The sequence below is a fragment of the Blastopirellula marina genome, from assembly GCF_002967765.1.
In the GTDB taxonomy this organism is placed as follows: Bacteria; Planctomycetota; Planctomycetia; order Pirellulales; family Pirellulaceae; genus Bremerella; species Bremerella marina_A.
In genome coordinates this window covers 166,341-191,519 of record NZ_PUHY01000010.1, presented here as the reverse complement: position 1 = coordinate 191,519, position 25,179 = coordinate 166,341, and the positions used below count along the sequence as shown (strand labels likewise).

Annotated in this window: 20 protein-coding genes; 13 read left to right on the top strand and 7 right to left on the bottom strand. The window is 53.8% G+C overall.

Translation table 11 applies throughout. The features are described 5' to 3' along the window. Nucleotides 1-38: 38 nt before the first annotated feature. Nucleotides 39-932, bottom strand: coding sequence for a methyltransferase domain-containing protein (locus C5Y83_RS11775; protein ID WP_105329940.1), 894 nt, complete (start codon nucleotides 930-932; stop codon nucleotides 39-41). Nucleotides 933-1,301: 369 nt separating this feature from the next. Here C5Y83_RS11775 and C5Y83_RS11770 point away from each other — a divergent pair, with 369 nt between their 5' ends. Continuing rightward, a complete protein-coding gene (locus C5Y83_RS11770; protein WP_105329939.1) occupies nucleotides 1,302-1,487 on the top strand; it encodes a hypothetical protein in 186 nt (61 codons plus the stop codon). A gap of 194 nt (nucleotides 1,488-1,681) precedes the next feature. On the opposite strand, the gene C5Y83_RS29410 is transcribed toward C5Y83_RS11770, so the two are convergent. Beyond that, entirely contained in the window at nucleotides 1,682-1,855 is a 174-nt protein-coding gene (locus tag C5Y83_RS29410; protein ID WP_158262328.1) for a hypothetical protein, read from the bottom strand. Nucleotides 1,856-2,203: 348 nt separating this feature from the next. Between C5Y83_RS29410 and C5Y83_RS11765 the strand changes: the two genes are divergently transcribed. Together C5Y83_RS11765 and C5Y83_RS11760 are read left to right on the top strand one after the other, a co-directional pair. Continuing rightward, nucleotides 2,204-3,523, top strand: coding sequence for an AAA family ATPase (locus C5Y83_RS11765; protein WP_233207196.1), 1,320 nt, complete (start codon nucleotides 2,204-2,206; stop codon nucleotides 3,521-3,523). A gap of 120 nt (nucleotides 3,524-3,643) precedes the next feature. Next, nucleotides 3,644-4,192, top strand: a complete 549-nt coding sequence (locus C5Y83_RS11760; protein WP_105329937.1) for an REP-associated tyrosine transposase — start codon at nucleotides 3,644-3,646, stop codon at nucleotides 4,190-4,192. Nucleotides 4,193-4,309: 117 nt separating this feature from the next. Here the strand turns inward: C5Y83_RS11760 and C5Y83_RS11755 are convergent, their stop codons facing one another. Beyond that, nucleotides 4,310-5,557, bottom strand: coding sequence for a CBS domain-containing protein (locus C5Y83_RS11755; protein ID WP_105329936.1), 1,248 nt, complete (start codon nucleotides 5,555-5,557; stop codon nucleotides 4,310-4,312). Nucleotides 5,558-5,918: 361 nt separating this feature from the next. Between C5Y83_RS11755 and C5Y83_RS11750 the strand changes: the two genes are divergently transcribed. Continuing rightward, entirely contained in the window at nucleotides 5,919-7,016 is a 1,098-nt protein-coding gene (locus tag C5Y83_RS11750) for an FHA domain-containing protein (RefSeq protein WP_105329935.1), read from the top strand. A 175-nt stretch (nucleotides 7,017-7,191) separates the two neighbouring features. Beyond that, nucleotides 7,192-10,632 carry a protein kinase domain-containing protein gene (locus C5Y83_RS11745; protein WP_105329934.1) on the top strand — a complete coding sequence of 1,147 codons (3,441 nt, stop codon included), beginning with the start codon at nucleotides 7,192-7,194 and terminating at the stop codon, nucleotides 10,630-10,632. A gap of 6 nt (nucleotides 10,633-10,638) precedes the next feature. Here the strand turns inward: C5Y83_RS11745 and C5Y83_RS11740 are convergent, their stop codons facing one another. Together C5Y83_RS11740 and cls are read right to left on the bottom strand one after the other, a co-directional pair. Beyond that, nucleotides 10,639-13,176 (bottom strand): hypothetical protein, encoded by a 2,538-nt coding sequence (locus tag C5Y83_RS11740; RefSeq protein WP_105329933.1) that lies wholly within the window; start codon nucleotides 13,174-13,176, stop codon nucleotides 10,639-10,641. Nucleotides 13,177-13,277: 101 nt separating this feature from the next. After that, nucleotides 13,278-14,711, bottom strand: coding sequence for a cardiolipin synthase (cls, locus tag C5Y83_RS11735; protein WP_105329932.1), 1,434 nt, complete (start codon nucleotides 14,709-14,711; stop codon nucleotides 13,278-13,280). Nucleotides 14,712-14,808: 97 nt separating this feature from the next. Between cls and C5Y83_RS11730 the strand changes: the two genes are divergently transcribed. The 4 genes from C5Y83_RS11730 to C5Y83_RS11715 all read left to right on the top strand — a co-directional run bounded on the left by C5Y83_RS11730 (nucleotide 14,809) and on the right by C5Y83_RS11715 (nucleotide 19,949). Next, a complete protein-coding gene (locus C5Y83_RS11730) occupies nucleotides 14,809-15,417 on the top strand; it encodes a cob(I)yrinic acid a,c-diamide adenosyltransferase (protein ID WP_158262327.1) in 609 nt (202 codons plus the stop codon). 371 nt (nucleotides 15,418-15,788) lie between these two features. Next, nucleotides 15,789-17,363 (top strand): mechanosensitive ion channel family protein, encoded by a 1,575-nt coding sequence (locus C5Y83_RS11725; protein ID WP_105329930.1) that lies wholly within the window; start codon nucleotides 15,789-15,791, stop codon nucleotides 17,361-17,363. 126 nt (nucleotides 17,364-17,489) lie between these two features. Continuing rightward, nucleotides 17,490-17,963: a hypothetical protein gene (locus tag C5Y83_RS11720; protein WP_105329929.1), complete on the top strand. Its 474-nt coding sequence runs from the start codon at nucleotides 17,490-17,492 to the stop codon at nucleotides 17,961-17,963. A gap of 159 nt (nucleotides 17,964-18,122) precedes the next feature. Further along, the gene (locus C5Y83_RS11715) at nucleotides 18,123-19,949 is read left to right on the top strand and encodes an SLC13 family permease (protein WP_105329928.1); all 1,827 of its coding nucleotides are present in this window, start codon (nucleotides 18,123-18,125) and stop codon (nucleotides 19,947-19,949) included. 13 nt (nucleotides 19,950-19,962) lie between these two features. Here C5Y83_RS11715 and C5Y83_RS11710 read toward each other — a convergent pair whose 3' ends face one another. Beyond that, nucleotides 19,963-20,352, bottom strand: a complete 390-nt coding sequence (locus tag C5Y83_RS11710; RefSeq protein WP_105329927.1) for a VOC family protein — start codon at nucleotides 20,350-20,352, stop codon at nucleotides 19,963-19,965. A gap of 206 nt (nucleotides 20,353-20,558) precedes the next feature. Between C5Y83_RS11710 and C5Y83_RS11705 the strand changes: the two genes are divergently transcribed. Beyond that, nucleotides 20,559-20,981 (top strand): YciI family protein, encoded by a 423-nt coding sequence (locus tag C5Y83_RS11705; protein ID WP_105329926.1) that lies wholly within the window; start codon nucleotides 20,559-20,561, stop codon nucleotides 20,979-20,981. Nucleotides 20,982-21,001: 20 nt separating this feature from the next. Here C5Y83_RS11705 and C5Y83_RS11700 read toward each other — a convergent pair whose 3' ends face one another. Then, nucleotides 21,002-21,640 (bottom strand): helix-turn-helix domain-containing protein, encoded by a 639-nt coding sequence (locus C5Y83_RS11700; RefSeq protein WP_105329925.1) that lies wholly within the window; start codon nucleotides 21,638-21,640, stop codon nucleotides 21,002-21,004. A gap of 650 nt (nucleotides 21,641-22,290) precedes the next feature. On the opposite strand from C5Y83_RS11700, the gene C5Y83_RS11690 reads away from it, so the two are divergent. The 3 genes from C5Y83_RS11690 to C5Y83_RS11680 all read left to right on the top strand — a co-directional run bounded on the left by C5Y83_RS11690 (nucleotide 22,291) and on the right by C5Y83_RS11680 (nucleotide 24,911). Continuing rightward, entirely contained in the window at nucleotides 22,291-22,854 is a 564-nt protein-coding gene (locus C5Y83_RS11690; protein ID WP_105329923.1) for a hypothetical protein, read from the top strand. A 614-nt stretch (nucleotides 22,855-23,468) separates the two neighbouring features. After that, nucleotides 23,469-23,864, top strand: a complete 396-nt coding sequence (locus C5Y83_RS29130) for a carboxypeptidase regulatory-like domain-containing protein (protein WP_146117749.1) — start codon at nucleotides 23,469-23,471, stop codon at nucleotides 23,862-23,864. Between the two features lie 99 nt (nucleotides 23,865-23,963). Continuing rightward, nucleotides 23,964-24,911 carry a DUF1559 domain-containing protein gene (locus C5Y83_RS11680; RefSeq protein WP_105329921.1) on the top strand — a complete coding sequence of 316 codons (948 nt, stop codon included), beginning with the start codon at nucleotides 23,964-23,966 and terminating at the stop codon, nucleotides 24,909-24,911. The last annotated feature ends 268 nt before the right edge of the window (nucleotides 24,912-25,179 follow it).

The window sequence follows — 25,179 nt, the reverse complement described above, 5'->3', positions numbered from 1 at the left end:
CTGGCTGGGGGGTATCGACACCCGACGCGCGATGCTGTTTACGCGGCGATTTTTTTCTGTCCAAAGGGAACATGCATGCGTTGCGTGATGCCATCCCACAAGTCGGTCAGTTCGGTGCAGAATTGGTAGGCGATTTCGACTTCGACACGATCGCCGATTTGCACCTCGAGCGACTCTTGCAGCGGTACCACCAAGTATTGATTGTGCCAGCAGACCTCGGTTTGCTGCTCGACCAGGATGGCAAGCACATTCTTGGTGACCAAACGCCAGGCGTTCAATGTGCCAGCATGCTGCATGGTCAAAATTCCCTTCCAGTTCACTTCGTGCTGGTAGTTGGAATCGTAAAGAACGGTTTCATACAGGGCTGGCATGCCAAGCTCGGTCGTGCCAGGCATCTCGGCGACGGGAGGCTGAAACAGCGGTACCGGCGCGTGAAAACCGGAAAACTCGTACGTTTGCATGACCGGCTGCAATGCCAACAGCGACGCTTCTGGAATGAAGCGAGGAAGCTTGGGGCCGTGTTTTTGTGTGTAATTGCGTTTGAACGCGGCGATTACTTCGGTTTGCTTTTCGCGAACCAGGCCAACATGCAACATCTCGCAAGTGACCACGTCGACTGGTTCGGGTGGCACGAACTGGGCGGCATCTTCGTGAACGATCGTTACTCGGTCGGTCACATTGTTCATTTTGACGAACCGCTCAGCGACGGCGACCAGCTCAGGATTTCGCTCGACGTAATAGACTTTGGCTCCGGCCATCGCGGCGAAATACGAGAGAACTCCGGTTCCTCCACCCAAGTCAACGACCGTCATCCCTGGCTTAACCGTCTGGGAAATCGCCTGTTGGAAGGCGGTCATGCGGTAGTTATCCCGCAGCATGTCGTAGTGGTAATGAAGCGGAATAAACTGGCCAAGGATTTCGGGTGAGGTCACTTCGTTCGATTCCTTTCCAACGGATAGGCAGAGGGAGAGCGGGCAGATAGTAGTGACCTTCCGCTGCCACCGCAAGGCAGAATTAGGAGGGTTCTAGTAGTTGCGCTCGTGCTGACGGGAAAAGGACTTACGACCAATGTAGGCCAAAACGCATGCACGATCAGCGAATGCACTAGCGGCCGTCATGCTATCAGAGAGCACAGGTTTTACCGGTCAATCCGATAAGTGGTTATCAGCTGCAGAGAATCTGTCCAATCAAGGCCTCCTCTGGCGATGCGATACTAACTCCATCCCTGGTTCGTTCCGATACATCACGATAGTTAACGCCAAGGATTTGGACATAGAATTGGATACGGATTGGATACTTCCATGCTGTCAAGGGTCGAGATCGAAAACCTGCCTGCTCACGAGCTAGAGATTCTTCTGGAGTACGGGCAAGACTTGCTATCACCGAGCGAATTGTTGGGTGTCCAACTGTTCATTCAGCGGATCGGTGGCATGCAGAACGCTCGGCAGGCGATCGAGATGCTCAAGCAATTAGAGCAGATGGACTAGGCTGGAAGAGGCGTTTTTCTGCAAGTGCCGGCTCTTACGGCACACTCTGGAAGATAACGATGCCCCGTCGTGGCAGGCTCCAGAGAAGAAAGAGCGGTGTTCGACTTTTCGTGGCGATCGATTAGCAGATGATCCGGGCGCTCGAGTCAGACCGTCGCCATGCGATTACAGATGTGACCGCCGGACGCTCGTCTTTATTGCGACGAAGCCATCTCGCACTTTTCGGAACGAAGCAACCGCAGCCAATCGAGGTAGTCCTCGATATCTTCCATCGGCATGCCCAATTGCAGGGCCGATTGAATGGCGGTAATCCGCTCGAAGTAGTCGCTGGCGTTCTCCAGCAGTAGCTTGGCTTTTTCGTTGGCCATGGTTCAACTCACATGGGAAATGGTTTTGTGAAACCTACCATGAATACGCCTGGCAAGAAATATGATTCTGCCAACTCGTTGTACGTCCTATTATCGTCGCAGAGTCAAGACTAGGTCATGGATTCCCATATGTTGAATGCTAGCGCCATGAATTTCGGGCATGTAGTTGTTTATGCCGCAACCGACACCTGGGAGATGCGCTTAAAAAAGCGGAAAATACCGTACATTTAGCGCTAAAACGACCCATTCCCAGGCCGTGCTCGACCTGCGACCTACACTTTTTGAGGTCTATGCCTATACCGTTTTCCTTCCAAGCTTGCGATCGATTCAACGACGAAAGATATAACGATGGTCAGTACCGAGCTGAAATCAGGTCTTCTTGCCGCTCTGCTAGCAGATGATGGTTTTCGTCCGGAAGAGCCCAAAACGCTGGAAGACACTCAGTTATCGCAAACGCTGGTCGAATCAATCCTTTGCAAACTGTTGCTGAACATCGGTTCGATGAGCGGTCGCAAGATGGCGGAACACATCTGTTTGCCGTTTGGCGTCGTCGAGGGAATCCTCACTTCGATGCGAACGCGCCAGGTGATCACACACTGCGGCTCCGCACCGCTGAACGATTACACCTACACGCTGACCGATCTGGGACGGACTCGGGCCCAAAACTACATGCATTCGTGCGCCTACTTCGGCCCGGCCCCGGTATCGCTGGACGATTACATCACTTCGGTTGAGGCTCAATCGGTCCGGAATGAAACCCCCAAGGAAGAAGACCTGAAGCGTGCCTTCGAGGGGCTTTCCGTCGAGCCAGGGATGTTCGATCGCTTGGGACCGGCCGTGAACTCCGGAGCTGGTCTGTTTCTTTATGGGGCTCCAGGTAACGGCAAGACGACCCTCGCCAAACGGATCACCGCTTGCTATGGCCAGGAGATTTGGATTCCACGAACGATCGTCGAAGATGGTCAGTTTATCAAGCTGTTCGATGCGGCCTTTCATGAAACGGTCGACCAGGAAGAGAACAGTATCATCAAGGCCGACAACTTCGATCATCGCTGGGTCAAGATTCAGCGTCCGACCGTTGTGGTGGGTGGCGAGTTAACCATGGATAGCCTGGAAATCCGCTTCGATCCGATTAACAACATTTGCGAAGCACCGCTGCAGATGAAAAGCAACTGCGGCAGCTTACTGATCGACGACTTTGGACGTCAGCGGATGCAGCCTCAGGAACTGCTCAATCGCTGGATCGTGCCGCTGGAAAACCGTGTTGATTACCTCGCCCTTCCCAACGGAAAAAAGATTCAAGTTCCCTTCGAACAGCTCATCATCTTCTCGACCAACCTGGAACCGTCTGACCTGACCGACGACGCGTTTCTGCGACGTATTCCATATAAGATCGAAGTGGAAGATGCTTCGCCCGAAGAGTTCCAAACGCTCTTTCAAATCTTCTCGAAGCAGTTCGGCTGCCGCTGTGATGAAGACGCCGTGACGCACCTGATCGAAAAGCACTACAAGCCACACAAACGCCCGCTACGCCGCTGCCAACCACGCGACTTGCTAACCCAGATCCGCAACTATTGCGTCTACAAAGGCTTTCCGATGGAAATGCGGCCGGAGTATTTCGATCTGGTGGTTGGTAGCTACTTCACAGTTGTGGCAGGGAACGATTAGACGCAGTGAATTGATGGGTAAGATGTGGTAGGCCGGTAATTACGTAGGCTGGAATAAGCGAAAGCGCATTCCAGCAAGCCCCTTTGGCATAATGTTGATGCAGTCGCTAAACGGTTGGGAATGCGTAAGTACGTCCGCTCACACTCTGGAAGTCTTTACTTCTTCACGCATGTGACCCACGAGCGAGCTCCGTTTCTAACCACACCGCTAGCGAGACAAGCATTGCGCAACGCGTTTCAAAAGACACGCGTTGCATGGCCATTCGATGTTGTGGCCATCGTGTTATTGCCGGATCACTTGCATTGTATCTGGCAACTTCCATCGCGCGACGCCGACTACTCAAAGCGATGGCATCTTATCAAGGCTCGCTTTTCACGTGCTTGGCTCGCTTCTGGAGGTGAAGAAGGGACGCGAAATAAGAGCCGAATGCTTCGTCACGAGCGAGGTGTTTGGCAACGCAGGTACTATGAGCATACGTGCCGTGATTTAGCAGACTTGAAACGCTGTGTTGACTACGTGCACGTGAATCCACTCAAACATGGTCTCGTGAAGTCGGTTCAAGACTGGCCTTGGTCATCTTTTCATCGGTACGTTCGGTTAGGCGAGTATTCCTCGGATTGGGGAAACGCGGATCATTGGCAACGCGACGAATGGAGCGACGTGGAATAGTGGATCTTATTCGCAATGGGCAGATGAATGACGGGCCCGCTGGAATGCGCTGGCGCTCATTCCAGCCTACGGTGATGGCGTTCTGCGCGACGGGCTATGAAGTTTATTTACCTTTGATCACGGCAATGAGACCATGACTGGGGTGTTCATCGAGGTCAAATCGTCGCAGTGGATTACGCCGACAGGATGGTTGTCTTGCAGGACTTCCAGCCAGGAGGAGTCGTTGGTTGAGAACAACGCGACGAACTCCTCGAAGTTGGCATCCCACGCTACCTTCGGCACATTGGGCAGGCAGTGGCGGCTGATCGGCTGGGAGGTATCTTCCACTTCGACCAGGTCGTCGAGGCGAATGAGTCCCGATGGTTGACCTTCGCCGTTGAGAACCGGAGCGATGTCCGCGTTCCAGAGTCGCATCTTTTCCAAGGCGGAGCTGACCGATTCAGTATCAGGCAGTTCCACGGTGGTCGGACGCATGATGTCGCGAGCCCGCATGCCGTCGAAGATACTTCCAGTCGGCTGCTGAGCGAGCCATTGGTTTTCGTTCGGCTCGTCGATCAGTAGCCCTTCGCCAAGGCTCAATGCGAGGTGCAAGCGGTCGTTCAAAACCAAGGCCATTTGCTGACTCGAGGTCGTTTCGTTGCGGGTTGTGACGAAGCTACCCGAAACGCGCAATGTGGGCTGGTCGGTACTGGTGGTGTCACTCACGGAAGCACTCGCTAATCGTTCGGCGGCCCAGTCGGAAACTTGTTCCGGTGTGGTGGCTGGGGTCACCACGGCAACCCGATGGTCGGAAAGTTCGAAGATGCGCGAATCTGGCAGTGCGGTTGCCACCAAATCTTGTAGCCAGGCTTGATAACGCTGCGGATCTTCGGTCGACGTCGAGAACATCGTTGCGCAGACGCAGTGGCCGTGAACGGTGATCTCTTCGATGGTTTGTTGCAGGGTTCCCAGAAACGCGCCTTCGCCTGGGTAGTTATTGCGCGGATCGCGTCCAAATTGCTGAGCCAGGGTAACTCGAGATTCCAGAATGGCAGCCGCGGCACGGATGCGAACCAATAACTTCGCCGGCGTTACAGGACGCACGACCACATCGTCGGCGCCTTCGGAAATCGCTTGGCGAACGTGATCGGGGCGATTGGCCGCGACAACGGCGATCTTGTAGATGTTGTTTCGTTGATAATTGGACTGCCCGCCAAGGTAATCGTAGATCAGAAGGTCGTTCTTCTTCGATCGGTCGGTTTCGCGATAGATTGTATCGCACTGGGTTTCGACCTCGTATCCGCAAGCAACAAAGAAGTCGTAACCATTGCGGAGATATTGACGATCTTCCGATACGACAACAATACGTAGTGCGCGTGCAACCATGGAACTACCTGCTACCCGAGAAGAGAAGATGAGCGACCCGTGCGCAAACCAGCGCCCACGCGTCTATGGGAAACATAGTTCGATTTCGCTCGGGAATTTGCTTTGCTTCCACATAGATTTTGCTTTTTTCTGGATGTGCCAAAAATGCCGCGAAAGTTTTTGCGCTATGGAAATGCAAATTTCCCAATCACGTTCTTCGTTCATAACCTATGGTTGATTTGGGTATCACATACCCGCTTTTCCCCGCCGAGCGAAGCAAAAAGCGCAACGCGGCACCTTTTCCAACAATATCGATGAACGTCGCGGGGCACCTTATTTTGCGACGATCAGGCGAGTTCAATGCTTAACAGGGTCAGGACGCATGCAAACCCAAGTGCTTCCAAGAACTGGAAACGACTCGATTTTTCTCGAGTATCTCGATCACGCTTCGGGCAAACAAACCAAAGCGATGATCGACGAGTTCCCGTTCATAATTGGTCGCAATGCAACTTGCAACTTGCCTGTCGAATCAGGGCGAGTATCGCGTGAGCATGCCGAGGTCGTTCGTCACGGCAGCGGCTACCTGTTGCGCGATTTGCACAGCACGAATGGCGTTTACGTCAACGGCGAGCAAATCGAAGAACATATCCTGGTCGACGGCGATACCGTATCGATCGCTGACTTCGAGTTCGATTTCCATTGTCCATCCGCAGCAACAACGCGTCAGACCGTAACGTTAGCGATGGACGATCGGGCCCAAGCAGCCGGGAAAGCGGAAGACCCCCACCAACTCATTCAAGCTTTACGCACCGTCAACCAGTGGACCGGGCTGAATCGGATCGATGCGGCCTTGTCGCCGATCGAAACCTTGTCCGATTCGCAGACCATCGGCTACTGGTGCCCCTTGTTCCGCAAGGCATATCAAGCTCACGAAGAAATCAAACCCCTCCGCGACACGGCTGTCTTGGAGAAACCGCTGCGAATGCTGCAGCATGTGTCGGCAATGTTCTCCCTGCTGGAACGAGAAGTGACCAGCGGGTTCCTGCTGCTCGAGGTCGATCAAAACGATCTACAACGAGCCGACCTGGTCGAGACCGTTGGTTGGATGCGCACCAAGTTTGGGGCTGGCGTCCATGTGGTGCTCGGAGGAAGTGTCGAACTATGGGAAGCCAATCTTATCGATAACGCCCTGGTGGACGACGTTCGTGCGATGGGCGTGCAACTTGCAGCAACCGGACTTGATCAGGTCCGACCACCGATTGTTTCCGACGCGTTTGAGCACGTTAGTTACATCGGTGTTTCCTCGAGTGTACTGTCAGGTACTTCTCGAAGTCCGGCGGTTGCCAACAGTATTCAAGAGTTCATTACGGAAGTCACGGCTGGTGGATGCAAGGCACTCGCACAAACGGGTCCCAACAGTCCTGACTCGCAGGCATTGATGCAAATGGGGTTTTGTGCCGCGGTACGATTCGCCAGTTAAAAGAAGCATGATGTCGACGATGGGTAAGGAAGCCCGGCCAGGAGCCTCGCTCAAGCTTTTTTTGCGTGAGGTCTAAAGCGATAAAGAGCTGAACGCATTGATTGCGTGACTATAAACCAAGTGGGTATTTCCTTGCGATAATCGCAATCGCAGACCCGAGATAAGGTCCCTAACCGTGTCGATCGAGACAACAGGAACCGTACGAGAAATCGATGGCTATCGACTCGTACAACGAATCGGAGCCGGTGGCTACGGCGAAGTCTGGCGCGCGGACGCCCCAGGTGGTCTTTCGAAGGCCGTCAAGTTGGTGTTCGGCTTCCATGACGAGGCTCGAGCTTCGCGCGAGTTGAAGGCGCTTAACCGCATCAAAGACTTGCGCCATCCGTTTCTTCTTTCCTTAGAACGTATCGAGGTGATCGATGCTCAGTTGGTTGTCGTTACCGAACTGGCCGATTGCTGTTTGAAAGACCGCTTCGACGCCTGCCGCAAAGAAGGTTTGCCAGGTATTCCCCGCGACGAACTGCTGCGTTACCTGGCCGACTCGGCCGAAGCGTTGGACTACATGACCGACGTCCATTCGCTGCAGCACCTCGACGTGAAGCCGGAGAATCTGCTGATTGTTGGCAACCATGCCAAGGTGGCTGACTTCGGGCTGGTCAAAAGTATCCAGGATGTCACCGCCTCGATGATGGCTGGCTTGACGCCGCTCTACGCTTCGCCAGAAGTGTTCAACGATCAACCGTCGCGCCAAAGTGATCAATATAGTCTGGCGATTGTCTACCAAGAGATGCTGACCGGCACTCTCCCCTTCCCTGGTCGGAACCTCGCTCAATTGACCGCTCAGCATTTGAACAGCCCACCACGGCTGAACATGATGCCGCCGCGCGATCGTGACATCTTATCGAAAGCGTTGGCCAAGAAACCGCAGGAACGTTACCGCAGTTGTGCGGAAATGATCCAGGCGTTGATCTCGGCTGACAGCATCGCTCATCTTCCCCAGGTGCGGTCGGGTGCGGACGATGATGAATCGTCGAAAACCGATACCAAGACCATCAACTGCAGCGACACGAAGTCGAGTGACTCTGAGGCCAAACGCGACTCGTCCGATCCCGAAACGATTCGGATGGATCGCGACAGTGCCCAGTGGCAGGTCCGGTCGAGCAAGGTCTGGGAAGAGATCATGCCGCACAAGCAGTCGGTGTTGCCTCCGTTCGTCGATGATCGGACGCAGCGCGAATTGCGACCGAGCGTGATCTTGGGAATTGGTGGTGTCGGAAACCGCATTGTGCGGCACTTCGTCGATCGTCGTTTAGAACTGGTGGGGACGCAGGCCGAACAGCACTGGTGTCAATGCGTGGCGATCGATACAGATACCAACGATTTGGTGCAAAGCACCGGCCAACTCGGCGCTGCCAATGGCACCCCTTCCCTTTCCACCTTGGAAATGCCACTCCGTCGACCGCAGGCTTACCGCAATCTTTCGCGGCAGTTGACCAAGTCGATGAGTCGTCGTTGGCTGTACAACATTCCCCTTTCGCTGAAGACGGAAGGAATGCGCCCACTCGGTCGACTGGCGTTTGCTGATCATGCGTCTCGTTTGCGCGAGCGTATTCATGACGCCGTGATCGCCGCGATGGAACAAGCGCGCGACAACATGGATCCGGCGAGTGAAAGCTATTCGTGGCAACCGAAACCACGCGTGGTGCTAGTCATGAGTAGCAGCGGCGGAACCGGTAGCGGGATGGTTTGGGACGCGTTTGCGTTGGCGCAGGAAGTCGTTCAAGAACATGGCGGAAGCGCCGCCGATGTTTCGCTATGGTTGGTCCATGCTTCGCCCAATGGGATCGAACAACAAGATCTGGCACGTTGCAATACGTATGCTTGTCTCCGGGAATTGTTCCATTTTCAAGTCACCGGCGAGTATCCAGGCGATTCGGTAACGAAAATTCCGTCGCAGCGTTGGACGCAAGATATCTCGAAGCAAATCACTTTGCTCGAAACCGGCAACAAGCCAGAAACGCGGAATATCCCCGTCGATCTGCACGACATCGCCGACCTTCTGTACATGAACATCTACGAAGGGCGACAAGTTGCCCAGCGATGTCGTGATGATGAATCGATCGAGCCGACCAAAGGGCCCAGTGTTTCCGCTTGGGCTTTCGCCGGCAAAGCCCTTTGCTCGAGCGGTCACCTCGACTTGGCCGCTGCCCACTACGCGTTAGAAATGATCAAGCGCTGGCATGGGGGAAACAACGGCGAGAAAGAACAACGCAAACTTGCTCACCTGAACGATACCGATCAACACGCTTCGGCCAGGGCAGAACAGTTTCGACATGTTCTCGATATGCGGACGGCTAAGATCTTCCAAGATGCAAACTTTGGGTTGGAATCGGTCGTCGACATGGTAACGCAAGTTGTCGAGGACGAGATTGGCAACAGTCCGGAAGACTACTTCCAAGAGACAATCGGTCGTTTCGCCAACGAGATCGGTTCGCTTCGGATCACGCCGACATCGGCCGAAATGACGATTCAAATGCTTGATTCGCTCGATACGTTGATTGGGGCTTCCAACATGGAAGCGGAGCCGGGCAAGTTGATTTCTGTCTCGTTACATACGGAGATTGCTCCCCATATTCGACAAATTGCGCAACATTTCCAAGGAGTGATCCTGGGACAGGTTCACGAGATTTTGAACGAATCAACGTTCCGTGTCCGCGGCGTGAAGCAGTTGTCAGGCGTGGTCGATCAGCACTTGAACGAACTTGAATCGAAAGCTCGTGCGATGGGCGAGCGAACGCTGATTGAGATCGATAAGGTTCGCACCGCGTTGTTTCCTGTAATTCATCGCACGAACAAGCGAGGCTATCGCAGCAATGAACCAGCCCTTAGTTTGCCAGAACTGCGAGCGTTGTGGCTGAACTATGCCTTGCTCCGCACGCATAATGTGATTGTGTTGGCTTGTTGCCAGGTGTTCCAACATCTGCGAACGGCCATCATGCGTGACAACATGTGGCTGAAGAATACGATCGTCTCTCTGGAAATGGCAGAGACCAAGATTCGACAAAAGCTGGCCCTGGACGATGTCTCGGTAACCGGCGATCCGAAGTTCCACGAGAAGTTAATCGTCCTCGAACAAAGTGTCGACGACATCTTAAACGCCGAACATGGCGGGCTTTGTAATTTGTTGCACGAAGAGCGTAATGGGGTCGATAAGCTAATCGACGTCATGCTTGAATGCGGCAAAGATCTGGCTCGTCGGAACGCCACCGAAGATGGTAACGAAAATCAATTCTTAAGTTCGATGCAAGACGGCCCCGATTGGAAGCGGCGCGTCGCCTCGAATGATTGCCGACTAACGCAACTGGGACCAGTCGTGCAACGTTTGATGTTCCTACCTGAATCGGTGGCGGAAAATACGGAGGCTACCGCTTCTGCTCCTCACCTCTCCGGGAGTTCCCCCATGGGGACCAAATTGCCGAAGGTGCTGTGGATGGAGTCTGGTGGCAATATTCCGCTGCGAGAAGCCGCGCGACTCCTGATCGAGAACCGGCCAGACTATGTGCCGGTTGCCGATCGTTTGCTCACCCGTGCCGATGTGCACTGGGCCGAACTGTAATCGACCTTAGTCGATGATATAAGTCTTCGCACTTTGTCCAGGAGCAGCGTTCTGGACACCCTCTGCGGCCCGAATTACCGGGGCCAACTTTGCTGGGGCCTTGTTGACCGGAACCGGCGTGGGACGCCAAGCTGGTCCACTGCTGGACGATGTCCCAAGCGGAGCTGGCTCAGCCGGACGAATCAAAACACCACGGGGAGGAGTCGACGGCGAAACGGGGCGCTGCGATGTCTGGCTGGGTGGTGTTACGGCCATGGGACGGAAAGCTTGCGGTGCGGCCGGTTCTGCTTGAGCGGCTGGCACTGGTGTCGCGAGAGGTTTCGCAATCCCCTTCTCTGCGACCGGCTGCGGGGCAACTTCTGGAACGCTATTCACTGCCGGATTCGTCGGTTCGAGCAGCAATTCGTCGCTTGTAGGTTGCTGCTGCACGGCCGGTGGACGTACGACCTGGGGGCGGAATGCTGGGCCAGCCGGATTGGTGAAACGCGACGTTGGTTGACTCGGAGCTGGCTGTGGTTCGACTACTGGCGGAGCGGCCGGGTTAGCATTGGCCGCAGCAGGTTCGACTGCTGGTGCTTCCACAGGCGTTGGAGTAACGGGGTTCTGCTCAGCAGGTGCTTGTTCTGGAGAAGCTTCTGGAACATTTGGGACACTCGCCTGTGGCTGAGGTTTAATCGGCTGAGGCGTTGGCTTTGGTTCCTCGGGCTGCGGCGCGGCAGGATTGGGCTCGATCGTTTTCGGTTCCGCTGGTTGAGCAGGAATGCTCGGCTGGGGTGCTCGCTCGATAAATGTGTTAATTGTCGTTCGCGGTCGCATGGTCGGGATCGGGGCCGGATGAGGCGTCGGAGCCTCTACTTTCGGTTCTTCCTTGCCTTCGACAATCTGCGGCAATTGCTCTTCGGGGGCAGGCGGTTCGAAGTCCCAATTGGTAAGTTGGTGGGCAGCTTGCAACTTGTTGACGACCGACGACTCGAAGTGAATTGTGTTGGTGGTGATGATCTTCGGTAGATCTTCCTTCTTCGGAGCGACCGACTTTTTGCTTGGAGCAGCCATTTGATTCGTGATCATTTGTGGAGTACGAGGCGTGGGAGGCGTCGTCTCCAGGGCAGCTTCTTTTCTTTCTGTACTGCCTTCAGCTGCATAAGGATTGACTGTCGTCGCTGGCTTGGCAGGTGCTGGCGGTAGAGCTGCAACAACCTGGGCCCCTTTGCGTGTCGTTTCAGTTTGCGGTTCTGGTTCGAGCGTTGCCGACCACTGCGACGAACGCGAAGGTTCCGTGGTTGGTTCGCTGAACTTGTTGTTCACGATGGTCTTCGGTTGCTGCGAAGTACCCCCTGAACTGCGCCCTGACCAGTCGGTCTTTCCGCTGCCGGAACGAAGAGGGTTGGCAAGATTTTTCGTACCAGATGGTGTTTGCGCCGGTGGAGTGAACCGGCTCGCAAATCGTGGCTCTGGTAAAGCGACCGTCTGCGGTGCAGCCGTCTTTGCTTCAGGCGGCGTGCTGGGTGCCACCGGTTCGGGAGTTGGGGATGTGGTGGCGGCAACCTGAGGAGCCTTTGGCGAAGTGGTCACCGCCGGGTTGGCTTCTTCTTTGCCAACCGATTCGAGGGCCCTGTCCAACGCATGAATCAGGGTGGTAGTTTCGCTGGAAGAATTGGCCTTTGCTTTCTTCAGCAGCGAAGATTCATTCCATGGAGAACGAGCCATCGCATCCAACGTTGATCCTTCTGGCGTCGGTTGAACGGCGATCTGAGGGGCCGATTTCGGTTGAGGCGGTTGGCGTTCTTCTTCCGATTGTGTGCCCTCGACAATCTTCGTTGCTTTGGCGGCAAACTTGCTCACCACATCAGTCGTCTCTGCCGCGGGATTAGACTTCGGAACGATGACGATCGGTAATTTGGGCTGCGTTACGACTTGCACATGACCTTGGTTTGCCGTCGGCTTTGCTTGACGTTCGGCGGCGGAAAGGTCCTCGACACGCACGACCGGCGGCAACTCTTTAGGCGGTGCGGGAATCGTCTTGGGTGTGGATGAAGGCTTCGACTGGTCGGCCATCAAAGTGGCAGCTGGAGTAATTTCAGCGGTAGCTGGCGGAGTCGCAGGAGCAGGCTGCGGTTGCGCGGCTACCGTAGGAGCAGCCGTCGTGTTTGGCGACGCCGTAGGTTGTGGTTGTGAGGAACCGCCACCGAGCATGTTGTTAAGAAAACGTGCAAACGGAGGAAGTTGTTTCTTGCCTTGGGGTGCCTGCGCGATCTCTGTCGGCTGATTCTGAGCGCCCGGGGCATTGAGGGCCGGGAGGTCTGCTAGCTGCGGTTCTGCTTTTTCCGCCGGACCTTCCGCTGCCAGCTCAGCGACTTTGTCGTCGATACTGGCTTGGCCGCCCCGAGTGAAGGGGAAAATACAGCCGGAAACGCTGACGGTTGTCGCGAGGGTCACGGTCGCGAGCAAGTTGGAACGAAGCGCTTTGGGCATGGTATCGGTCCGCATATCGACAGGTAGCAAGGTCATCGAATCACGAGCGACGTCTACCCATGGACTTCCCATAAGGCAGAACGTCTTTCTCGTTTTCGGCCTTTGACAAGCGTCCGGTTAAGTAAACTTTGACGATCCTGCCGGTTATGCGGTTGCTAGCGGGGCTGGCTGTGCTACTGAATTGGCGACATCAGCCGCGATCCGCTGACGGCCAGGCGGAACCAGAACGAGCGTTCTTCGAGCTCATGCGGATCGACCTTGCGACAATGCTCGAAGTCGGCCAACAGCATTTCTTCAATCGACTTCGCGAACGAGTGACTCACGATCGCTACCATCATTTCGAAGTTCAGGCGGAACGATCGGTTGTCGAGATTGGCCGTGCCGACGGCGGCAAATTGATCGTCGACCAGTAAGACCTTTTGATGCAGAAAGCCTGGCTGATAGCGATAAAATGAAATGCGATCGGCAATCGCAGTTTCCGAGATGAAATGGAAACTGGACAAATAAACCAGCAAATGGTCGGGCCGCTCAGGCAGCATGATGCGGACATCGCAACCACGCAGTGCTGCCAATTGCAGTGCGCAGATAACTTGTTTGTCGGGTACAAAGTAAGGAGACGCGATCCAGATACGACGGCGCGCCATATTGATCGCATGGACAAAGAATAGTCCGCAAGTTTCCAGTTCATCGGCTGGGCTCATCGGAATCACCAGCGCCGAGTGAGGAGCTTCTTCGGAAGGTTCTTCATTCCAATTGACGGTCGGCGTTTGTCCAGATGCCCAGTACCAGTCTTCCAGGAACGACCATTGAATCGCCTGGACCGCCGGCCCGCGGATTTCGATATGGGTATCACGCCAAGGGCCGAACTTCTTGGAAAGACCGAGGTATTCGTCCCCAAAATTGTGCCCGCCAACCGCCGCGACTTTGCCATCGACGACAACAATCTTGCGGTGATTGCGGAAGTTCAATTGAAAACGATTCCCCTTGCCACGCGTCGTATGAAAGGCGCTGACATGGATGCCGGCGTCGCGAAGTTCGTCGATGAATTTTCGAGAAAGCTGATAACTGCCGATCTCGTCGTATAGGAAATAAATCTGTACGCCCTCACCTGCTTTGCGGGTTAGCTGCTCGCGAAAGCGTTCCCCGATTCCGTCGTCGCGGAAGATATAGGTTTGCAGTAAGACGTATTCTTTGGCAGCTTCAATCGCGTCGTAAATGGCATCGAAGGTTGCCTGGCCGTTGACCAAAAGGCGAATCGAATTGGAGTGCGTGTACGGAAAGTCAGCCAGACGCTCGAGGACCAGGAGTTCCGGGTGATGTTCAAAGTCGGCCACGACGGAAGAATCCACCACGCGAAAGGTTTGCGTGTTGTCCTTCATGCTGCGGCTGCGAATACGCCGCGTGTTCACGTAACCTTGGAACTTGCTACGTCCAAAGATCCAATAGAACGGCAACGCGATGTACGGGATAAAGATCAGCAACAAGGCCCACCCGATTGCCCCTTGCGAGGTGCGGGATTTCATGATGGCGTCGACCGCCGTGAAGAGCCCCATCAAATGAAAAATTGGCAGTGCGATACCAATGATCGTGTAGATATTAAGTTCCATCTCGGACAGATCACTTTCAACACCGCCATTCTCTTGGCAGTGAGCATTTGCAATGATGGGGAAAACGTGTGCTCAGTTTAATCGGGAGACCTGCTTGATGTCGATTCACATTCACCGAATCTATACCCGTTCCGGCGACGGTGGAGAAACGGCCCTGGCTGGTGGGGTGAAGGTCTCGAAGGCTTCGCTCGAGGTCGAATCGTACGGCGAATCGGATGAATTGATCAGCTATCTTGGCGTTGTGCGGGCGGTCGCCAACGATCCTCATAGTCGTCCAAGTGACGAGATCGCCGAGGAAACCGACGAAGTTTTTTTAAAAATTCAGAATACGCTATATGAAGCTGGCGCGGTGCTGGCTGCCCGGCAACCACTTTCAGTCAGTGCCGACCGATACGTGGCGGCGGACGATCCGCGCGTTTCGTTCCTGGAACGACGGATCGATCGGTATCGAGAGCTGTTCGATGCGATCGACGGCTTCACGATTCCGGGCGATTGTGTGTTGAATGGGCATGCCCACGTGGCCCGCACAATTTGCCGTCGATGGGAACGCGTGTTGGTGCGTCGTCATGAAGTCGCCCCGATCGAACCATGGGTGTTAGCCTATGCGAATCGCCTGAGTGACTATCTATTTGCCTATACTCGTTGGATAACGGCAAAGCTTTCCACGCAAGAGAAACTGTGGAAAGGCCAGTCGCCCGAAGGGTGAATCGGGACATAACGGGTGAAGGGATCGCGCGCACCCTGCGACTTACTCGGTTTACTTCCCGCGCGAATACCGTCTTGTTGGCAGCAGCTCGTTTGTGAAAGTGCTGGTTGACCGAAATCGGGTTCTATTCTTTTAAGCAACAATCTTCTGAGTTGACCAAACGCGGTTCTGTTTTGCGAACAGGGTTAGATCGTTCGGCATTGAAGTTGCTGTACAGAGGAACACACCCGCGTTACTGATCGCGCAAGACAGTCGGCGGTTGTCTTGCCATATAGGTTGCCCCAAGATGTAAGGGCACCTTGCCAAGAGCGGATACTTGCCGGGTGGCTACATTGGCAAATCGACGAGAACCATGTTGAGGGGAAAACGACATGAGGCTTCCAATTCTGATCACACTAATGCTCGTCCTTTTGGGACCGGCGACGGGAGTGTTTGGTCAAGAGCAAGAAAACGGAAAAAGTTCAGCCACCGAATCTTACACGCCGGTCACCACGATCGATCCGACCATTCCTGTCGATCAACTGATCATTATGGTTCGTCCACTGACGAAGCAGGAATTGGAAGGGGAAGCCAAAGCGTGGTTCGATCTGTTACGAGTGAAATCGCGACAAATCTCGGCCGCCCGCCTCGGGGTGAAGAAGACCAACGAAGCTATGTCAGCAGGAGATGTCGAGGCTGCGAAGGCATCACTTAAGGCAGCCCAAGCGGTCAAGGAAAAGGCCGAAGCAGAAGCCAAGAAGGCCGAAAAGGAAATCGTCGACGCGGCTCAAAAAGAGCTAGGAGTTGACGGGATGGTCGACGCGAAGAAGAAGTCAGAAGAAGACCAGCCAAAGGAAGAGGTTGCCGCTGAGGCACCACCCGCTGATGAACAGCAAACTGCCGAACAAAAAGAAGCTCAGGTTGCTTCCAAGACCAAAGAAAACTTTCTGGCCGACGTGAGTATGTTGCAGGATCAACGTTCCGCGATCGCGGAACGATTATCGATCGTCCTCGATTCCCTGCAGCGGAAAGGTGGCGAGGTCGACGAATATCGAAAGTACATTACCGCAGTGGCTGGTATCGAAGTTGACGCCTCTGATTTCGCCGCGACTTGGGCCACGATCACCGGCTGGGTTGTCTCCAAGGAAGGTGGGCAACGGGTGGGCTGGAATCTGACAAAATTCCTGCTGATTCTGCTGGCTAGTTACATTGTCGCTAAGCTCATTCAGCGACTCACCAATTGGCTGTTGGAGAAGCGACTTCGTTTGAGTCGCCTAGCGGAGTCGTTGATTGCCCGCATGATTAAGAATGTGGTGATGGTGATTGGCTTTGCGATTGCTTTGACGGCGCTCGAAATCGATATCACGCCAATCGTGGCGGCGATTGGTGCCACTGGTTTGGTTGTCGGTTTGGCGCTGCAGGGAACGTTGAGCAACTTCGCGAGCGGGATCATGATTCTGGTGAATCGACCGTTTGATGTCGGCGATGTTGTCACCGCAGGCGGTGTGACCGGCGTGATCCATCAAATGAATCTCGTTTCGACCACCTTCCGCACCTTTGATAACCAGACGATTCACGTTCCTAATAACTCGATTTGGAACGATGTGATCACGAACATTACGGCGAACCCGACCCGCCGCGTCGATCTCGAATTCGGCATTGGTTACGACGACGACTTCGAGAAAGCGGAACAGATCATCAAGGAAGTAGTCGAGAATCACGAACTGGTTCTCAAGGATCCCGCACCGCAGGTGGTCACCCACGCCTTGGCGGATTCGTCCGTCAACATCGTTTGCCGACCTTGGGCTAAGACCAGCGATTGGTGGCCGGTGAAGACCGAAGTCACTCGGGCCGTGAAGCGCCGATTTGATGAAGAAGGCATCACGATTCCTTACCCACAACAAGACGTCCACTTCTATACCAAGGGCATCGAGGCGTTACAGTCAGCGGGCTCGTCCGAGAATTAGGATTACCGGTCGATATAATCCGAAATATCGAGAAATAAGAAGAACCGCTGGGAGCAATTCTAGCGGTTTCTTCGTGCGCCATTGGCAAATTTTCATGCGATTGAAATAGGAAGTTACTCTTGCCGAATGAGTCGTTCCTTGGACTTGCAAAGTCGTGTTTCTCAGGCAATTCCCACCATGACGCAACGTGCCAAATATTTCGTCGTCCTGCTTTACGGGCTGATCTACCTGGCGGCCTTTTGTCTTCCCGCAGGCAAAAATTCTGCCGTGATGTTGGGGTGGGAAGCGTTTCTCAGTGCACTGGTGCTTTGCTGGTGTTTGCCGATGTGGTGGGCGAACCCGCTTTCCTGGCTGGCTGCTTGGTTCGTCATGAAAGGAAAGCCACAGGCCGCCATGTTGGTGAGCGTGTTGGCCATCTTGTTTGCTCTGTCGCAGCCGCTGATGTTGCCTGCGGATTCGCCTGACGGATATGGATACGAGTTGCTAATGGGCTATTACGTGTGGCTTGGTTCTTTCATATGGCTGGGCGTTATGTCGACCGTGCATGCTGTGTGGCAGGTAATCGCAGAGCGAAATGGCTCGACTGTCTTAGCACATTGAAGGTGCTTGGCATGATTCATCGTTTCATAGACATGTGATCGTCCGACTCCGCGAATCGTGCGCATTCCGTAAACGGTTTCCCACTGTTCTGCGACTCTGTTTTTTGCTATCAACACTCACTCAGTATTTCTAGGAAGTGACCTCTGGGAGAAGCCGACGATGCCGTGGGATCTGGCGATCGTCTTAATTCTGTTGTTGATCTGCATTGTGCTGTTCATCCTCGACTGGCCGCGAATGGATGTCGTGGCGTTATCGGCAATGGTCATCTTGCCGGTGCTTGGCATCGTTTCAGTCAACGAAGCGCTCGCTGGCTTCTCAGATCCCAACGTCGTGCTGATCGCGGCATTGTTCATCATCGGCGAGGGGATCACGCGGACCGGAATTGCCCTGCAAGTTGGTCGCTGGCTGGCTCGTAATGCGGGGAAAAGCGAACCTCGTTTGGTTGTCTTGCTGATGCTGGCGGTCGGTATCCTCGGGAGTGTGATGAGTTCGACCGGGATTGTGGCCATATTCATCCCGGTGGTTCTGAGCGTGGCAGGTCGTTTGCAAATTCATCCGGGACGGCTGATGATGCCGCTGAGCGTCGCCGGCTTGATCAGCGGTATGATGACATTGGTTGCCACGCCGCCGAACATGATTGTCGATAGCGCGCTCGAAAGCCAAGGTATCGAAGGTTTCAGCTTCTTCGCATTTACGCCGATGGGAGCATCGATTCTCGTCCTGAGTGTTGGCTACATGCTGGTGGCCCGGCATTGGTTGAAGCGACCCGACGGAGAAACCCAGAAACGTTCTCGGCGGCGGACGCTGGTGTCGTTCGTGGAAGAATATCGGCTTGAGAAGCGGGCATTTCGTTTGCGAGTCTCACCTGAATCGCGGCTAGTCGGAAATATGCTTCGCGAAGTTGACTTGCGACAGCGAAACGGTGTGAATCTGATTGGGATTCAACGAACGATTCGGGGGCAGAAGCGAGTTCTGAATCCGGTTGCGCAGACGGTGATTCAAGCGGACGATATCTTGCTGGTCGATCTGGTGAATCCTGAGAACGACTTGGAAACTTTTACCCGAGATCTGGGGCTGAAGCATCTGCCGCTGAAAGGCGTCTACTTCACGCAGCAGTCGCAGTTCGTGGGTATGGCGGAGGTCGCGGTTTCGCCCGAATCGAATCTGGTTGGGAAGACGTTGGTCGATGCCACTTTTCGCAATGAGCATGGGCTGAGCGTTATCGGACTACGAAGAGGTGGGGAGGCTATCGAAGGACCGGTTACCGAAGAGAAGCTTCGGCCGGGCGATATCTTGTTGGTAATCGGCCCTTGGAAACAAATCCACCTAATGCAGACACAGCAATTGGATTTCATTGTCTTGTCGCTGCCAGTCGAGATCGAAGATGCAGCACCGGCCCGCTCGCAAGCGATTTATGCACTGATTAGTCTGGCGGTCATGGTCGGCTTGATGGTGTTCAGCGTGGTTCCCAACGCGATTGCGGCGCTAATTGGCTGCCTACTTATGGGGCTATTTCGCTGCGTCGATGTCGAGACTGCTTACAAGTCAATTCGTTGGCAAAGTGTGTTTCTCATCGTGGGGATGATGCCGTTCGCCGTGGCGTTAGAAAAGACCAAGGGGATTGAGCTCGCGGTCGATCTATTGATGAATGCATTGGGAGGCGCGGGCCCGCGAGTGATTATTGCCGTACTGTTCATCTTGACGACCGGTTTCAGCCTGGTGATTTCTAACACGGCGACCGCAATTCTGATGGCTCCGATTGCTTTGACGATCGCGGGTCAGCTGGAGCTCTCCCCCTACCCTTTTGTGATGACGGTCGCGATTGCCGCCTCGGCCGCGTTCATGACACCCGTCGCCTCGCCGGTTAATACTTTGGTGATGGGCCCTGGTGAGTATCGGTTTAGCGATTACGTGAAGATCGGTACGCCGCTCACCTTGTTGGTGCTGATCGTGTGCGTGATTTTGATACCGTGGATTTACGGCTAGCTCGCTTCCAAAACTAGCTTACCTGGGTCGCAACCCACCACGTGGTTCCGCCGGTGTCTTGAAACCCGCCCCGTTTATCATCCTCGGGCGAGCGTTGAGAAGGCTCTTGCACCGTGGTCGCCCCGGCAGCGATCGCTTTCTGAAAAACTTCGTCTACGTTTGGGACATAGATATGGACGTGCGATAGAACTGCTGGCCAGCCCTCGAGTTCGTCTGCGATCATGATCACGGTATCGTCGATTTTCACCTCGGCATGCATGATGCTACCGTTCTCTCGGTCGATTCGGCGAAGCGGCGTGGCGGAAAAGACTTGTTTTAGAAAGTCGATCGTGCCCTGGGCTCCTTTGACAATCAAGTAAGCAGACGCCGAGTTGTAACCTTCTGGTTTGTAGGCGGTGGACATATGATTTCCTTCTTTAGGCGTCGACACGAGATCGAAATACATCTGCGCCAAGTTTACCGCTGCCAGGAGGCAAAGGGAATTATGGCAGGTAAAATCGAAAAATCTTGGCAAGCCATGTCGATATGGCTTTAGGCAGTTCGTCTACTTAACGAAAGCCAAGAATGAGGCAAGTGAAACAAAACAGTTCCGAGAAAAGGTGAGACGCGATGAAAGTCATGGTGATCGTTAAGGCGACGCAAGAATCCGAAGCTGGCAAACTCCCCAGTACCGAATTGCTGGAGGCGATGGGCCAATTCAATCAGCAACTAGTCGATGCTGGCATCATGCTGGCCGGCGAGGGCCTGAAACCGAGCTCGCAAGGTGCACGGGTTCGGTTTCAAGGAGACGATCGCGTTGTTACGGACGGACCATTCGCCGAAACGAAGGAACTGATCGCAGGCTATTGGATGTGGAAAGTAGCATCCCTTCAGGAAGCGATTGATTGGGTAAAGAAGTGCCCGCCACCGATGGAAGGAGAATCGGAAATCGAAATTCGGCCCGTCTACGAAATGGAAGACTTTGCCGAGGCCGATCCGACCGGCGAAATCCGAGCTCACGAACAAGAGATGCGTGATAAGTTGGAAGGTTGATCGACAGAAGACAACGTCGATTACGACTTGGGGCGATTGTTCAGCTCAGCCGCTCCGGCCGCGGTATCGAAACAGTCGTCGAGGAAGACTAGCTTGCCTCGACGAAACTTCAGCAGGTTCGAGATCCGAATCGGTGTCTCCATCGGGCGTCCGATTGGGTGGATCCATGACTCGCCCCAGATAATTGCGTTGGGGCCCTGCCCGATATATTCAAAGCACTTCTCAAAATCGTGATCGGGGACCTCCAACACGCTGAAGAAGACTTTGAACATCTCCCGGGCAGCAGGAATGCCACGATATTCTCCGGCGAATGGTATTTCTTCTGGATTGCCCGCGATGCGGAAGTGAACGTTCTCGTCAATCATGTCTTCAAGAACGTCGAGCGCATTCGCTTTGTGGACATGGAATGCGGAGATATAACGCTGGGCGAGTTGAACAGGGTCGCAAGCGAGGTCTTCCCAATGAAGTTGCTCATCCTCGCTACTGAGTGCTTCGGCCAGATCCGAGATCGTTTCCCGCGCGATCGGTGCCCCAGCTTCCGCCTTGCTGATTAGACGTTCGCTGTACCCAGCTCGTCGAGCGAGATCGGCCTGCGTCCAACCGTTACGTAAGCGCAGTTGTCGAAGGAAGTCGCGATTACATGCGAACGCGCGGCTCATGTAAGTCCTGGAGAGGTCAACTGTTCCAACGAAGCGACGGTCCCTGACAAATCCGTGTCGAGAGGCGTCGATGTGCGATGTCGTTACTCTATTTCGCCTTCTAAAATTTGACAACGGATCCTTTGGGGCGTGCCGATATTGCAGTTAACAGATTCTTGATTTCAACGTCTCGAAGGGCCTATCCTAATTGAATCTCTTTGCGCTGCCGTTCGCGTATTAATCACAGACGATTCAAATGAAATACGGTAGCTTTTGTTTTCCAGCGGTGAACCGCGAGCGAAAAATAGCCGGTGAAAGGAACAATCTTCCCGCTTAATGCGAGTCAGTTGTTTTTGGGAACAAATCTCACGGAATCTTTCAAAATAGCGACAAAACCAAGTTTCAGATCTTTACGGAATCAGTGCTGCGACACAGAGCGGTGAAAAAATATTGGAAAAGTTCCTCTTCATCGGACGTTTGGGAGAAGTGTCGCGCTTGCGTGGCGAAGAAGTTAATGCAATACGCAGGTTGGAGCATGGCATTTTGCCGCTCGGCGAAGTGCTGCATGTCGATTACGATGGCGTACGTTCAGAGCCAACGACGGCGATACTTTGTTTCTTTCTGCGCATGCGTGATTCTTTTAACGACAGATCGTTAAACTGAGCGACCCGATGGAAATCAATCCGTTTCAATCACCGGAATCACGAAGCCAACCAGAATCTAGCTCCACGCGCGAGCGAAGCAGTGCCCTGTTTTCGGTTCGAGTTGCGATTGGCTTGCTATTGCCGGCCGGGCTATTTAACTTTTTTGCCTTTGATCGATTCGTCTTGCGCGACGACATGCCAGTCGGGCTTCTCTTCGCAGTACGAATATTTGATATCGCGGCGATCCTTTTGATTGGCATCGTTTGTTGGTTCTTGACGGTGCCGGTCTTAGAAGGCGTGGGACGATTCATCCGTCATTTCGTTGGACGTCGTGCTTCGGTCGATGCCTGGAACGATGCCCTGTATCGGTCACTAAAACCTATGGGGTACGTGGCTGTGCCTGGCGCGATCTTGTGGGTGATTTGGATCGTTGGCTTTTACTTTGTGCAGGGGAACTTCTTTTTTCTCTCGGTTGCTGTTGGCATTCCTGCGCACCTCTTGGCGGCCGCCTTATACATTCCGTTATTCGTGCGGTGGTTTTTACTGGCGCGCACTACGCCTGCCAAGTTACGTGACGAAGCGACGACTTAACAGCTTGTTGAATTTCTCAGATCGGCTACGTCATTGGATCGGCTACGTCATTGAGATTGGGGCGATTGCTGCGTTGTGAATTCCTCGACATATCTAGTGGATATGCCTGCGGACTCACGCCTTGCCCTCGCCCCAATCTCAAGGACTCGCTAACGAAGCGTAAAATCAACAGACTGCTAAAGCGGCTTTTCGTCGTCAATGACCTTGCATTCATCGCGGCCTTGCAGGTCGCCATCTTCTCTTCGCATTCTGCAACCGGTCCTCCGCGCGAACTTTTATTGGGCGATTTTTTGAAGGAGGTCGCTTCTTCATCAAGTCTTAAATGAATTCGCCGTTAAGACGCGGTCTGATCGACGACCTCGAGTGTTATAGTGCGGCCTTTTCAGAAATGTCGGCCGAATTTTAGTAACACTGGTGCCGCTTGTGAAACCCCCGCAAGCAGGAACCGTAACTCAGATGAAGTCGACGATCACAAGTACGCGGTTTCAAATTTCACGCTTTATATCGTCGAGGTTTGTGAATCGCCCATGATGGGAGATCGAACTTTGCCCCGAAATTTATTCTCTTTAGTAATCCTTGTCGCAATCGTTGGGTTTAGCGGATGCGACACCACAGTGAAAACCGACTACAGCAAGCTAGGCCTCGTTGATGTCAGCGGCACCGTTACTCTCGATGGTCAGCCACTTTCCGGCGCGACGGTCATCTTTGAAACGCCTGACATGAAATACTCGTACGGCGAAACCGATTCGAGTGGTAATTACACCATGATGTTCAACTCGGAACAGTCGGGTGTCACCACGGGACATAAGACGGTTCGCATCGTGACCGGAACGGTCGGCGACGAGGGAGAAGGTGGTGAGGAAGAAGAAGGCGAAGAAGAAGCTGTGTCGACCAGCATGACCGTGCCGGCTTGCTACAACAAAAAGTCATCGATTGAAGTCGAAGTTGAGTCTTCTGGCACATTCAACTTTGATCTGAAGTCTGACTGCTCGACGTCGGGCCCTACGTAATTTCTCTTTTGGCGTGTTGTCTGCGCCTCGTTACTCGTAATAGGAATCGCGTTGCTGCTGTTCGGGGGAAACAGTAACGCACCAACAGGAGTGTTTTTAATGAACCTTCAGAAGACCGAACGCGTGAATCGTCCTGGTTTTACCCTGGTGGAACTGCTTGTCGTGATCGCAATCATCGGAGTACTCATTGCACTGCTCTTACCCGCAGTCCAACAAGCTCGCGAAGCTGCACGACGGATGCAATGCAGCAACAACATGAAGCAGATCGGACTTGGTCTGCAAAACTATCACGACACCCACAAAGTATTTCCACCGGCCTGGTTCAATCGGGGCCATTTGTGGAGTGGTCGCATTTTGCCTTTCATCGAACAGAACAATCTGTACGAAACTCTATTATTCGGCGAGAGCGATAACTGGGCCCCAGCAGGTCCGAATGAAAACGCCTGCGGTACGTTTATCAATTCGTACTTCTGCCCGACGATGCCAATTGGTGAGCACTACACCTACAACAACATTAAGGATCGTGTTCCGATGAGTTATCTCGGGAACTCAGGCACGCTCGCCAGTGGTGATAAGGCGAATCAAATCACGGCTTCCTACGGCCCCCTTTCGTTACAGTCGCTGGATCAGAATGGCGTTATCTTTGGCTGTAAAGCCCAGCGTTTTGCCGACATTCAAGATGGTACGTCGAACACGATTGCCGTTGGCGAAGCTCAAACCGATCCGAAATTCGTGAAGGATGGCCAAGGTATCGATCACTGGTACATTGGCTCGAACCAGATCGATCCATGCCGCTGCGACGGAAGTAATCATGGTGGTGAATTCAGTGAAGCTGTTGGTTCCGCGGCGGTGCGGATGAACGCCCGTATTCATGAACCAGGCGTAGTGGGGCACTTGTTGGAACTGTCGTTCGGCAGTTACCACCCTGGCGGAGCGATGTTCAATCGCTGTGATGGCTCGGTAAGCTTCATTCCGGACACCATCAACTTCAACACCTACCAGGCCCTGTTCACCCGCAATAATGGTGAAGTTAACGGCAGCTTCTAGGGTTGGATCTCGCTTGTAAGCGCGTCCAGAAAATGGAACACAGAGAGACTTGCATTACAGCAAGTCTCTCTGCATTTCGGGACCGACCGTTCTCGCTTGAGAGGTCAAATTGTGATCACTTGGTCAAGACGACCTGCATCCTAACAAGAATGCAAGCTCTTACCTAAATCAAAGCTGAGAAATCGTTTGATGTTAATTCCTATAATCCGACTGTCATAAACATTGACCGGCGTTTGCCGATGCATTACGATCGGCATATCCACCGTGA

Excerpts from the sequence above, each read along its gene's own strand:
- C5Y83_RS11770 (WP_105329939.1), top strand. The coding sequence starts at position 1,302 with ATGCTGTCAAGGGTCGAGATCGAAAACCTGCCTGCTCACGAGCTAGAG.
- C5Y83_RS29410 (WP_158262328.1), bottom strand. The coding sequence starts at position 1,855 with ATGGCCAACGAAAAAGCCAAGCTACTGCTGGAGAACGCCAGCGACTAC.
- C5Y83_RS11765 (WP_233207196.1), top strand. The coding sequence starts at position 2,204 with ATGGTCAGTACCGAGCTGAAATCAGGTCTTCTTGCCGCTCTGCTAGCA.
- C5Y83_RS11760 (WP_105329937.1), top strand. The coding sequence starts at position 3,644 with ATGCGTAAGTACGTCCGCTCACACTCTGGAAGTCTTTACTTCTTCACG.
- C5Y83_RS11755 (WP_105329936.1), bottom strand. The coding sequence starts at position 5,557 with ATGGTTGCACGCGCACTACGTATTGTTGTCGTATCGGAAGATCGTCAA.
- C5Y83_RS11750 (WP_105329935.1), top strand. The coding sequence starts at position 5,919 with ATGCAAACCCAAGTGCTTCCAAGAACTGGAAACGACTCGATTTTTCTC.
- C5Y83_RS11740 (WP_105329933.1), bottom strand. The coding sequence starts at position 13,176 with ATGGGAAGTCCATGGGTAGACGTCGCTCGTGATTCGATGACCTTGCTA.
- cls (WP_105329932.1), bottom strand. The coding sequence starts at position 14,711 with ATGGAACTTAATATCTACACGATCATTGGTATCGCACTGCCAATTTTT.
- C5Y83_RS11730 (WP_158262327.1), top strand. The coding sequence starts at position 14,809 with ATGTCGATTCACATTCACCGAATCTATACCCGTTCCGGCGACGGTGGA.
- C5Y83_RS11725 (WP_105329930.1), top strand. The coding sequence starts at position 15,789 with ATGAGGCTTCCAATTCTGATCACACTAATGCTCGTCCTTTTGGGACCG.
- C5Y83_RS11720 (WP_105329929.1), top strand. The coding sequence starts at position 17,490 with ATGAGTCGTTCCTTGGACTTGCAAAGTCGTGTTTCTCAGGCAATTCCC.
- C5Y83_RS11715 (WP_105329928.1), top strand. The coding sequence starts at position 18,123 with ATGCCGTGGGATCTGGCGATCGTCTTAATTCTGTTGTTGATCTGCATT.
- C5Y83_RS11710 (WP_105329927.1), bottom strand. The coding sequence starts at position 20,352 with ATGTCCACCGCCTACAAACCAGAAGGTTACAACTCGGCGTCTGCTTAC.
- C5Y83_RS11705 (WP_105329926.1), top strand. The coding sequence starts at position 20,559 with ATGAAAGTCATGGTGATCGTTAAGGCGACGCAAGAATCCGAAGCTGGC.
- C5Y83_RS11700 (WP_105329925.1), bottom strand. The coding sequence starts at position 21,640 with ATGAGCCGCGCGTTCGCATGTAATCGCGACTTCCTTCGACAACTGCGC.
- C5Y83_RS11690 (WP_105329923.1), top strand. The coding sequence starts at position 22,291 with ATGGAAATCAATCCGTTTCAATCACCGGAATCACGAAGCCAACCAGAA.
- C5Y83_RS11680 (WP_105329921.1), top strand. The coding sequence starts at position 23,964 with ATGAACCTTCAGAAGACCGAACGCGTGAATCGTCCTGGTTTTACCCTG.